At 39.8% G+C, this 13,203-nt stretch carries 6 protein-coding genes; 4 read left to right on the top strand and 2 right to left on the bottom strand.

Annotated elements, in window-relative coordinates; all coding sequences use genetic code 11:
* The 4 genes from hpmB to cueR all read left to right on the top strand — a co-directional run.
* On the top strand, positions 1-1,670 hold a 1,670-nt coding region (gene hpmB / locus AACU98_RS12745), incomplete at its 5' end, for a hemolysin secretion/activation protein HpmB (RefSeq protein ID WP_161734845.1).
* A 33-nt stretch (positions 1,671-1,703) separates the two neighbouring features.
* Positions 1,704-6,437, top strand: coding sequence for a calcium-independent hemolysin HpmA (hpmA, locus tag AACU98_RS12740; protein ID WP_161734843.1), 4,734 nt, complete (start codon positions 1,704-1,706; stop codon positions 6,435-6,437).
* Positions 6,438-6,704: 267 nt separating this feature from the next.
* Positions 6,705-9,194, top strand: a complete 2,490-nt coding sequence (locus tag AACU98_RS12735) for a heavy metal translocating P-type ATPase (RefSeq protein WP_124725114.1) — start codon at positions 6,705-6,707, stop codon at positions 9,192-9,194.
* A 108-nt stretch (positions 9,195-9,302) separates the two neighbouring features.
* Positions 9,303-9,710 carry a Cu(I)-responsive transcriptional regulator gene (gene cueR / locus AACU98_RS12730; protein ID WP_004250349.1) on the top strand — a complete coding sequence of 136 codons (408 nt, stop codon included), beginning with the start codon at positions 9,303-9,305 and terminating at the stop codon, positions 9,708-9,710.
* 146 nt (positions 9,711-9,856) lie between these two features.
* Here the strand turns inward: cueR and secA are convergent, their stop codons facing one another.
* Both secA and secM read right to left on the bottom strand, forming a co-directional pair.
* Positions 9,857-12,565, bottom strand: coding sequence for a preprotein translocase subunit SecA (secA, locus tag AACU98_RS12725; protein ID WP_004244101.1), 2,709 nt, complete (start codon positions 12,563-12,565; stop codon positions 9,857-9,859).
* A gap of 107 nt (positions 12,566-12,672) precedes the next feature.
* Positions 12,673-13,200, bottom strand: coding sequence for a secA translation cis-regulator SecM (gene secM / locus AACU98_RS12720; RefSeq protein WP_004244104.1), 528 nt, complete (start codon positions 13,198-13,200; stop codon positions 12,673-12,675).
* Between the last annotated feature and the right edge of the window lie 3 nt (positions 13,201-13,203).

Raw genomic sequence — 13,203 nt, 5'->3', positions numbered from 1 at the left:
TTTTATTAACACTATTAAGCTGTTTTTCTACCAGTGGATTAAGCGCAAATGAAACAGGAAATTTAGGCTCAATCAGTGAATCAAGGCGTGCATTGCAAAATAGCCAACGTGAAATTAATCAATTAATAGAACAAAATCGCTATCAGCAACTGCAAGAAAAAGCGGTAAATATTTCACCTACCCCAACTTTAATTACTGAGTCAGAACACTGTTTGCCTATAAAAGGCGTTTATATTCAAGGTATTACTTTACTTACTGAGAAGGATCTCAATTCATTATCTCCGTTACCTGATCAATGTATTAAGAGTGCTGATATTAATCGCCTCGTGAAAGAACTCACTCAGCGTTATCTTCAACATGGTTATATTACCGCGCGTATCCAATTTTTACGTCCTAACCAACATGGCGAATTAGGTCTGTATGCTATTGAAGGGTTTGTTGAACGTATTGAAGGGGGTGATCGAGGTGTTAACACCACACTACTATTTCCTCGAATCAAAGGGCAACCATTAAAACTCGCTACACTCGATCAAGGCTTAGATCAAGCAAACCGTTTGCAATCAAATAAAGTCACAGTGGATATTCTTCCCGGTACCGAATTGGGGGGCTCTGTCATTAAGTTGTCTAATCAACGAAAATCACCTTGGCATCTCAATATCGCTAGTGACAATTATGGACAGAAAAATTCAGGCCGCTGGTTAATACGAACGAATGCTAGTTTAGATAGCCCATTAGGTTTATCTGATTTTGTAAGCTTAAATGCCAATATAACCACAGATAACCCGAATACCCGTTTTAATCGTGCTTATACTTTGCTCTATTCAATTCCTTATGGTGGTTTTACTTTTAGCTCTTTTGGTAGTTATTCGGAGTACCAATTTCACCAAAAATTACAAACACGTACTGTCAGCTTATATGGCGATACCACTCAAGTAGGTATTAGAGGCGATTATGCTTTTAGCCGTAGCCAAAAACAAATTGATACCTTAAATATTCAAGTCACTCATAAACGTATACGCAACTATTTTAGCCAAATTCGTTTAGATCTCAGTAGCCCTAAATTAACCACGATTGAATTAGGGATTAATCATTTGCAGATTATTCCAAATGGCGTATTGAGCACTAATTTAAGTGTTGAAAAAGCGGTCGGCTGGTTTGGCGCAGAGGAAACACCCTATATCACTAACGGTAATGGTAACGACTATCGCTTTACAAAAGTTAAGCTATTTGCCAATTGGTATCAACGCTTTTCTCTATGGCATTCTACATTTTTATTCAATAGTACTTTTTTAGGCCAATACAGCCACGACACACTCCCCGGCGTTGAATGGCTAAGTTTAACAGACAAAAACGCTATTCGTGGTTTTGATCAAAGCACACTTTCTGGTGATAACGGTGGCTATTTACGCAATACCCTCTCCTATCCCTATCGACTTAACCACTTTTCTATCACACCTCGTATAGGGATAGATATCGGTCAAGTAAAACAACATGGTAACTACAAAGGATGGCAAGGTGGTTACGGCCTAAGCTCCGGCTTAAATATTCAATATCAACAAGCACAACTCGACCTTGAAGTTGCAAAAGGCGAGTTACTGTATCACCAAACAAATTCCAATAAAACCAAAGATCCTACTCAACTACTGGTTAAATTTTCATACTTATTTTGATCTACATTCATAGCAACAAATGGAGATAACCCTATGAAATCAAAAAACTTTAAACTTTCACCCTCTGGGCGACTTGCTGCGTCTTTAGCAATAATTTTTGTCTCTCTTAATGCTTATGGTAATGGCATCGTGCCCGATACAGGCCATCAAGGGCCGGATGTCTCTGCTGTTAATGGCGGTACGCAAGTGATTAATATAGTCACGCCAAATAACGAAGGGATTTCTCATAACCAATACCAAGACTTCAATGTTGGCAAGCCTGGGGCTGTATTTAATAACGCATTAGAAGCGGGACAATCTCAACTTGCGGGTCATTTAAACGCTAACAGCAATTTAAATGGTCAAGCTGCCTCTTTAATTTTGAATGAAGTTGTTAGCCGCAACCCATCATTCTTATTAGGTCAGCAAGAGGTCTTTGGTATCGCTGCTGAATATGTGCTTTCTAACCCAAATGGTATCACATGTGATGGTTGTGGTTTTATAAATACCAGCCGCTCTTCATTAGTTGTTGGTAATCCGCTCTTTGAAAATGGTCAGCTAAAAGGCTATAGCACCCTCAACAACACAAATTTACTATCGCTTGGTAAAAATGGCTTAAATACAACAGGGTTGTTAGACTTAATTGCTCCTCGTATTGATAGTAGAGGGAAAATCACTGCTGCTGAAATTTCAGCCTTTACTGGACAAAACACCTTCTCACAACATTTTGATATTCTCTCTTCACAAAAACCCGTTTCAGCATTAGATAGCTATTTCTTTGGTAGTATGCAATCGGGTCGTATCCGCATTATTAATACGGCTGAAGGTAGTGGAGTTAAATTAGCAGGTAAATTTACCGCAGATAACGACCTAAGTGTTAAAGCCGATAATATTCAAACAGATAGTCAAGTCCGTTATGACAGTTACGATAAAGATGGCAGTGAAAATTACCAAAACTATCGTGGCGGGATCACGGTTAATAATAGTGGCTCTAGTCAAACACTCACTAAAACCGAATTAAAAGGTAAAAACATCACATTAGTAGCGAGTAGCCATAATCAAATCAAAGCCTCTGATTTAATGGGGGATGATATCACTTTACAAGGTGCTGATTTAACTATCGAAGGGAAACAACTACAGCAAAAAGAGACCGATATTGATAATCGCTGGTTCTACTCGTGGAAATACGATGTGACTAAAGAGAAAGAACAAATACAGCAAATTGGTAGCCAAATTGATGCTAAAAATAATGCGACATTAACCGCAACTAAAGGAGATGTTACCTTAGACGCGGCTAAAATTAATGCGGGGAATAACCTTGCAATTAATGCCAATAAAGATATCCATATCAATGGATTAGTTGAGAAAGAAAGTCGTAGTGAAAATGGCAATAAACGTAATCATACTTCTCGCTTAGAAAGTGGTAGTTGGAGTAACAGCCACCAAACTGAGACGTTGAAAGCCAGTGAATTAACGGCAGGTAAAGATCTTGGTTTAGATGCTCAAGGCTCAATAACGGCGCAAGGTGCTAAACTGCATGCGAATGAAAATGTGCTGGTCAATGCCAAAGATAACATTAATTTAAACGTCCAAAAAACCAATAATGATAAAACAGTCACCGATAATCATGTTATGTGGGGAGGTATTGGTGGTGGTCAGAATAAAAATAATAATAATCAACAACAAGTTAGTCATGCAACACAATTAACCGCTGATGGTCAATTGCTCCTTGCTGCAGATAACAATGTCAACATTACCGGTAGCCAAGTAAAAGGCAACCAAGGTGCTTTTGTTAAAACCACACAAGGTGATGTCGTCATTGATAATGCGCTGAGTGAAACCATCAGTAAAATCGATGAACGCACAGGAACCGCGTTTAATATCACTAAAAGTTCACATAAAAATGAAACTAATAAACAAACATCTACAAGTAGTGAACTCATTTCCGATGCACAATTGACCGTTGTCAGTGGCAATGATGTTAATGTCATTGGTAGTTTGATCAAAAGCGCTGATAAATTAGGTATTCATTCTTTAGGTGATATCAACGTTAAATCAGCACAACAAGTCACTAAGATTGATGATGAAAAAACATCATTAGCCATTACTGGGCACGCCAAAGAAGTTGAAGACAAGCAATATAGTGCGGGCTTTCATATCACTCATACCACCAATAAAAATACTAGTACTGAAACAGAGCAAGCTAACTCAACCATTAGTGGCGCCAATGTTGATCTGCAAGCGAATAAAGATGTGACTTTTGCGGGATCTGATCTAAAGACTACCGCAGGGAATGCCTCTATTACGGGTGATAATGTTGCCTTTGTTAGCACGGAAAATAAAAAACAAACGGACAACACAGATACCACTATTTCAGGAGGTTTTAGCTACACAGGAGGTGTAGATAAAGTCGGTTCTAAAGCCGATTTTCAATATGACAAACAACATACACAAACAGAGGTAACAAAAAATAGAGGCAGCCAAACAGAGGTTTCAGGTGATTTGACTATTACCGCGAACAAAGATTTGCTTCACGAAGGAGCTTCTCACCATGTTGAGGGGCGTTATCAAGAGTCTGGTGAAAATATTCAGCATCTTGCCGTCAATGATAGTGAAACATCTAAAACTGACAGCTTAAATGTTGGTATCAATGTTGGCGTTAATCTTGATTATAGCGGTGTAACGAAGCCAGTTAAGAAAGCAATCGAAGATGGTGTTAACACAACCAAACCGGGTAACAATACCGATTTAACTAAAAAAGTTACAGCAAGAGATGCAATTGCTAATTTAGCTAACCTTAGCAATTTAGAGACCCCCAATGTCGGTGTTGAAGTGGGTATTAAAGGTGGTGGTAGTCAGCAATCACAAACCGATAGCCAAGCCGTTTCAACCTCTATCAATGCAGGAAAAATCAACATTGATAGTAATAATAAGTTACATGATCAAGGTACTCACTATCAATCAACCCAAGAAGGTATTTCTCTCACAGCAAACACCCACACAAGTGAGGTCGCGCAAGATAAACATCAAACGACATTCCATGAAACAAAAGGCGGTGGACAAGTTGGTGTCAGTACCAAAACGGGCAGTGATATTACCGTTGCTATTAAAGGTGAAGGCCAAACAACTGATAACGCCTTAATGGAAACAAAGGCTAAAGGTAGCCAATTTACCTCAAATGGCGATATTTCGATTAATGTAGGTGAAGATGCCCATTATGAAGGTGCTCAATTTGATGCACAAAAGGGCAAAACAGTTATCAATGCGGGGGGTGATCTCACTCTTGCACAGGCGACTGATACTCATAGCGAAAGTCAATCTAATGTTAATGGTAGTGCAAATCTGAAAGTGGGCACCACGCCAGAGAGTAAAGACTATGGTGGAGGTTTCAATGCAGGGACCACTCATCACAGCAAAGAGCAGACTACCGCAAAAGTGGGCGCTATCACTGGCTCTCAAGCTATTGAATTAAACGCTGGGCATAACCTGACTTTACAAGGTACTCATTTAAGTAGCGAACAAGATATTGCATTAAATGCAACTAATAAAGTCGACCTACAATCAGCGAGCTCTGAGCGTACTGAAAAAGGCAATAATTTATCTGGAGGAGTACAAGCAGGTTTTGGTAAAAAAATGACCGATGATGCTTCATCTGTGAATGGTTTAGGTAGTGCCCAATTTGCTATTGGTAAACAAGATGAGAAAAGCGTATCTCGAGAAGGAGGAACGATTAATAACTCAGGAAACTTAACGATTAATGGCAATAGCGTCCATCTTCAAGGAGCACAAGTTAATAGTAAAGATACTCAGTTAACATCACAATCCGGTGATATCGAGATCACATCTGCGCAGTCTACTGATTATAAAAACAATTGGGGAACAGATATTGGCTTTAATGGCAAAAAAACCAGTACCACCCCAAAAGAAGTTACAGAGGAGAAACCTGCTACCTCTATTCATAACATAGGGGGTAAATTACTGGTTAACGTGGAAGATCAACAAAAAACGAGCCACCAAAATGCAACCTTAGAAACAGGTACATTAACGATTAATAGTAATAAAGATCTGACACTATCTGGTGCTAATGTGACTGCTGATAGCATTACGGGTAATGTCGGTGGTTCACTCAATATTGCTAGCCAAAAAGAGAGTGATCGCCATGTCACTGTTGGCGTCAATGTTGGCTATAACCACACCAATGATCCTAAATCAAGCCAAGTGAATAAAACGGCTAAAGCCGGAGGGTCATTATTAGAGAAAACTATCAAAGATACGATTGATTCAGGAATTAAATCATCAACCGATGCTATCTCTGATAAATACAATTCCCTCTCTTCAACTATTGCAGATAAAACAGGTATCAGTGATGAAACTAAAGCCAAAATTGATCAAGGTTTTGGTAAAGTTGGTAATGGTATTAAGAATATCGTAACAGGTGCTGAAGGTCATACTGCTAATGCAGATATCAAAGTCACTCATGTAGATAATGATGCTGTCACTAAAACCACCTCCTTAACTAGCAACAACGACCTATCATTAAATGTGAATGGCTCGACAAAACTCACCGGAGCAGAAATTGCGAGTAAACAAGGCCAAGTTGATTTAGGGGGAAGTAGCGTTAAATTAGAAAATATTGAAGGTCATCATTATGAAGCCGGCGCCGATCTTGATCTGAAATCCTCTGTGGTGGATTTAGCAAAACAACTGGTAGGTGGAGATATTTCTTTTAAATCCCCCGTTAAAACGAATGAAACCGTCAATACAAAAGCATCTATTTCTGAAAAATAGTCGATACTTCATAAAAGAATAACTGCCTATTTTTTGTAAGCTAAGCCCACTTGATTGTCATTATTACAAGTGGGCTTTTTATTATCACACTTATGACATCTGCTCCCGATAAACTTACAATTCTTTAATATTTAAAATAAGCCAAAAAAAATAACCCATTGAATATAAACAAAATAAAAGCAAACAAAATAATTATATAATCCTTGACCTTCCCCTAATGGTAAAGCTTAAGCTTTGTCCCATACCATATTTAAGAGGGAAAGTTTGATGAATACACCTACAACATTATCCTCAGCAAATAGGCTGAGCTTACCTGTAGAAGGTATGACATGTGCTTCATGTGTCGGACGTGTTGAACGAGCATTAAAGGCAGTACCTGAAATAAAAGATGCTGTCGTGAATCTTGCAACAGAACGTGCTGATATTACATTTAGCAGTACCCCCAATCCTGTACTTGCTGTAAGCGCGATTGAAAGCTCTGGCTATAAAGTTCCTGAAGAGATCACTGAATTAGCTATTGAAGAAATGACCTGCGCTTCCTGTGTCGGGCGTGTTGAGAAAGCATTAGCTCAAATTCCTGGTGTATTAGAAGCCACCGTGAATCTTGCCACTGAGCGTGCTCGTGTGCGTCATTTATCCGGCGTAGTATCTATTACTGATTTAGAAGTGGCGGTTGTCCATGCCGGTTATAAACCACGGCGGCTATCAGATAATCCAGCCAATACTCGTGATTTAAGTGAAGAGCGTCGTGAAAAAGAAGCCCGCTCGTTACGCCGAGCATTACTTATTGCCACTATCTTCACATTACCAGTGTTCGTTATTGAGATGGGCTCACATTTTATCCCCGGAGTCCATCATTGGGTAACGCAAACATTAGGGCAACAGCTCAACTGGTATATTCAATTTGTTCTTGCCACCATAGTGATGTTTGGCCCTGGCTTACGCTTTTTCAAAAAAGGAATACCCGCATTATTACGCGGTGCTCCTGATATGAACTCATTAGTATCAGTCGGTACAGTAGCCGCTTATGGGTATTCTGTCGTTTCAACCTTTATACCCCAAGTCTTACCTGCAGGTACGGCAAATATCTATTTTGAGGCTGCTGTCGTGATTGTTACCTTGATCTTATTAGGGCGAAATCTTGAGGCAAAAGCCAAAGGAAATACCTCACAAGCGATTAAGCGTTTAGTGGGTCTTCAAGCCAAAACAGCACGTGTTTCACGTCATGGTGAAATACTAGAAATTCCATTAGATCAAGTTATGATGGGCGATATCGTTGTTGTTCGTCCTGGTGAAAAAATCCCTGTTGATGGTGAGGTTGTAGAAGGCCATTCTTATGTTGATGAGAGCATGATAACCGGTGAACCCGTTCCTGTAGCAAAAGAGATAGGGGCTGAGGTTGTCGGTGGCACCATCAATAAAACAGGCGCTTTTAGTTTTAAAGTGACCAAAGTGGGTGCCAATACGATACTCGCACAAATTATTCGCTTAGTTGAGGAAGCTCAAGGTTCAAAATTACCAATCCAAGCGCTTGTTGATAAAGTTACCATGTGGTTTGTGCCCGCAGTAATGATAGGTGCAACGATCACATTCTTTATTTGGCTCGCATTTGGTCCTGAGCCTGCACTAACCTTTGCGCTCATCAATGCTGTTGCGGTACTCATTATTGCTTGTCCGTGTGCAATGGGATTAGCGACACCAACATCAATTATGGTTGGCACAGGACGAGCTGCTGAATTAGGAATACTTTTCCGTAAAGGTGAAGCTTTGCAAGCCTTACGTGATGTTAGTGTGGTCGCACTCGACAAAACTGGTACATTGACAAAAGGCCGCCCTGAGCTAACTGATCTGATCCCAGCAGAAAAATTTGAATATAACGAGATATTAAGTCTCGTCGCTTCAATTGAAACTTATTCAGAACACCCTATTGCACAAGCAATTGTTAATGCAGTAAACGAGGCAAAATTAACGCTTGCTAGCGTCGATAATTTTGAAGCTATTCCTGGTTTTGGTGTTAGTGCAACAGTTGATGGAAGATCTGTCTCTGTGGGTGCCGACCGCTTTATGAAACAGCTTGGGTTAGATGTCAGTCAGTTCGCTTCATCCGCTCAAAAATTAGGTGAGCAAGGTAAAACACCACTGTATACCGCCATTGATGGCCGTCTTGCTGCGATTATTGCCGTTGCAGATCCAATAAAAGAAACAACACCTGAAGCTATTAAAGCATTACATGCATTAGGTTTGAAAGTAGCAATGATCACAGGTGATAACAAAGCAACAGCAAAAGCAATAGCAAAACAACTTGGTATTGATGAAATAGTTGCAGAAGTCCTTCCTGATGGAAAAGTTGCAGCATTAAAACAACTTAGTCAGAAAGGAGATAAAGTTGCATTTGTCGGAGATGGTATCAATGATGCCCCAGCGCTTGCACAAGCTGATGTAGGATTGGCAATTGGTACAGGAACTGACGTTGCCATTGAAGCTGCTGACGTAGTACTAATGTCAGGTGATTTACGCGGTGTTGTTGATGCGATTGCACTTAGCCAAGCAACCATTCGTAATATCAAACAAAACTTATTCTGGGCATTTGCTTATAACGCATTATTAATCCCTGTCGCTGCGGGCATGCTTTATCCTATCAATGGCATGTTACTTTCGCCTATATTCGCTGCCGCAGCAATGGCGCTTTCTAGTGTATTTGTTTTAGGAAATGCACTACGACTAAAACGTTTTCAAGCGCCCATGAAAACACATTAAACATAAATTATCTTTATTGCCAGATCCGAAAAAGATCTGGCTCATGCTGATAAAGCAATTATCTCTACTTAGAAGAAAAGCGCTTTATTATCAGATAAGGAGAATAAGATGAATATTGGTCAAGCTGCAAAAAAATCCGGTATTTCAAGTAAAATGATCCGATATTATGAGCAAATTGGTTTAATACCTAAGGCAATTCGTACTGACGGAGGTTATCGTGATTACAATGATAGCGATGTAGATTGTTTTCGCTTTATCCGCCATTCACGTGCTCTTGGTTTTTCAACAGAGCAAATATCAACATTATTAGTTTTATGGAATAACAGAGAACGGACAAGTGCTGATGTAAAAGCTATTGCCCTTTCTCATATCGATGAATTAAACCGTAAAATAGCGCAATTGCAACGAATGACGCAAACATTATCGCATTTAGCACAAGAGTGCCAAGGTGATAATAATCCTGATTGCCCAATTATTGCTAAGCTAGTCGAACCCCAAACAGGGACAGAACATTAAACAACAAAAAAACAACCTTTATTACCTCCACTCTCCTATTTTATGTTTTTTTATCCATGATAAAAAAAGCCCACCTTTATTCGAAGGTGGGCTTTCTATTTTTAAAATGGTGTTACATTCTTACCCATATAATAAGCAATAAGTAATTAACCTAATTTACCGTGACAATGCTTATATTTTTTACCTGAACCACAAGGGCAAGGTTCGTTACGACCCACTTTTTTGCCTGATGCCACTTGGCCATCAACGGCTGACATTTGTGATTCTTTTGTCACTTCATGGCTAAGTTGTTGCTGTTTAGCTAAACGCTCCGCCTCTTCACGACGACGACGCTCTAACTCTTCAACTTCTTCAGGTAAACGAACTTGTACTTTACTTAATGTGCTGATCACTTCATATTTCAGTGATTCCAACATATTAGCGAACATAGCAAAAGATTCACGTTTGTACTCTTGTTTTGGATCTTTTTGTGCATAACCACGTAAATGGATACCTTGACGCAGATAATCCATCGCCGCTAAGTGCTCTTTCCACAGTGAATCCAGTGTTTGTAACATGACACCTTTTTCAAAGTTACGCATCATTTCAGCACTGACAATCTCTTCTTTTGCTTTATAGACTTCGATTGATTTTTCTAAAATACGTTCGCGCAGTGTTTCTTCGTGTAGTTCAGGCTCTTTATCTAACCACTCTTTGATAGGTAAATTTAAATCAAAGTCATTTTGCAGACAGGCCGTTAAACCTTCAATATCCCACATCTCTTCTAGTGATTGAGGTGGAATATAGTTATCAATCATCGAAGTAAACACATCTTGGCGAATACTGTCGATAGTTTCACTGACATCAGCAACATCTAACAACTCATTACGTTGAGTATAAATAGCTCGACGCTGATCATTGGCTACATCATCATACTCAAGTAATTGTTTACGAATATCGAAGTTACGGTTTTCTACTTTACGTTGTGCATTAGCAATCGCTTTAGTTACCCATGGATGCTCAATAGCTTCTGTTTCGTTCATTCCCAGTTTACGCATCATGCCTGATACTTTATCAGAGGCAAAAATACGCATTAAGGAGTCTTCCATTGACAGATAGAAACGAGAAGAACCCTCATCCCCTTGACGCCCCGCACGACCACGTAACTGGTTATCGATACGACGTGATTCATGGCGTTCAGTACCAATAATATGTAAACCACCAGAAGCTAATACCGCATCATGGCGTTTTTGCCATTGTGCTTTGATCTCTTCAATTTGCTCTTCTGTTGGATTTTCCAGCTTCGCAACTTCAGTCTGCCAACTTCCCCCTAATACGATATCGGTACCACGACCAGCCATATTAGTTGCGATAGTCACCGCTGATGGTAACCCCGCATTAGCAATGATATCTGCTTCCATAGCATGGAATTTGGCATTCAGGACATTATGATGAATATTCGCTTTTGTGAGTGCTTGGGAGATCTCTTCAGATTTTTCAATCGAGATGGTCCCCACCAGTACCGGTTGTCCATTTTTAGTACGTTCACGAATATCTTCAATAATCGCGGCAAATTTACCTTTTTCATTCATATAAACTAAATCAGGTAAATCTTTACGGACCATTGGGCGGTTAGTTGGAATAACGATAGTTTCTAAACGGTAGATAGAGTTAAATTCAAAAGCTTCGGTATCTGCAGTACCAGTCATCCCCGCTAATTTCTCATATAAACGGAAATAGTTCTGGAATGTAATGGACGCTAATGTTTGGTTCTCATTTTGGATCTTCACACCTTCTTTTGCTTCTACCGCTTGGTGTAAACCATCCGACCAACGACGGCCTTGCATGGTACGACCGGTATGTTCGTCAACAATGATAACTTCGCCATCTTTAACAATGTAATCAACATCTTTTGTAAATAATGCATGGGCACGTAAGGCTGCCGTTACATGGTGCATAAGCATGATGTTAGCAGGTGAGTAAAGTGACTCGCCCTCTTTCATCATACCTGCTTCGGCTAATAACCCTTCAATTTTAACTAAGCCACGCTCAGTAATATTCACTTGACGCGTTTTTTCGTCGACAGAGTAATCCCCTTCCCCTTGGAAGGTATCTGAATCTTCTTTTTCTTGAGGCACTAAATGAGGAATAACTTTATTCATTTTAATATAAAGTTCAGAGCTATCCTCAGCAGGCCCTGAAATAATCAGTGGAGTACGAGCTTCATCAATTAAAATCGAGTCAACCTCATCCACTAATGCATAGTGTAATTTACGTTGGACACGCTCTTCAGGGCTAAACGCCATATTGTCACGCAAATAGTCGAAACCAAATTCGTTATTTGTACCGTAAGTGATATCTGCGTTATAAGCTTCACGTTTTGCTGGTGGTGCCATATTAGGGAGGTTGATACCAACACTTAACCCTAAGAATTCAAATAGTGGGCGGTTATTTTCCGCATCCCGTTGCGCCAAATAGTCATTGACGGTAACAACGTGCACCCCTTTACCTGATAGCGCATTTAAATAAGCAGGCAGTGTTGCAGTTAAGGTTTTACCTTCCCCTGTACGCATCTCTGCGATACAGCGATCATTTAATACCATACCGCCAATAAGCTGTACGTCAAAGTGACGCATACCAAAAACACGTTTACTCGCTTCACGTACAGTGGCAAAAGCTTCAGGTAAAATATCCTCTTCTTTTTCACCTTTTTTTAAACGCTCACGAAATTCATCTGTTTTGGCTTTCAATTCATCGTCGGTTAATTTTTCAAATTCTGGCTCTAGTTGATTGATTTGAGCAACCACTTTACGCATACGACGAATAGCGCGTTCATTACGACTACCAAAAATTTTGGTTACAATTTTACCTAACATAACTCTTTATTCTCATTTATGGCGTAAATACGCCGAATACAGCCTCTATGTTTATCGACGATAAATCATAGAGATAAGCATAATCTAACAAAGATTAACAAACTCAATTAAGCTGTTAGGTAAGGTCCAGCACGGATACCGCGGATCTGAGCAAGCCATAATCCGGTATGATAGGAAATACGATTTTCCGTTAATACGCCGCGGGAAATCGGTAAATTAACCAGGGTAGAAGATGGCGCTTGAGTCAGTAACGCATAAAGCGTATCAAGCATGACCTCAGCAACATTCGCAACAGGTGATGGCTCATCTTTTGCTTTTACCATCAATTCAGGTGAATGAATGGTAAAAGCAAAAGAGAGCTGCTTAATCACATTTTTAACGGCATGCTGTTGCCAGTAATTAAAGGTGAAGGATGAAGCAGGATTCTGTACACTCTGGCGTAAGAATAAATTATCAAAAGCGATTAATGCTTGGCTTTGACGATTTTGTGAGGAAGGTGTATCCGTTTGTGATGGATTTTCAGCATGGGCAGACACCAGCGAAGGCATACCAATACCTGCTGCTACCATCCCTAATAGCAGATGCGACCAAAAATATCGTCTGCCAAATTGTCGCCAAAAATTTATAATGCTCATTAA

The organism is Proteus sp. G4380 (assembly GCF_963885725.1).
In the GTDB taxonomy this organism is placed as follows: Bacteria; Pseudomonadota; Gammaproteobacteria; order Enterobacterales; family Enterobacteriaceae; genus Proteus; species Proteus mirabilis.
Note: the sequence above shows the minus strand (reverse complement) of the source record. Positions and strands in the feature narration are given on the sequence as shown.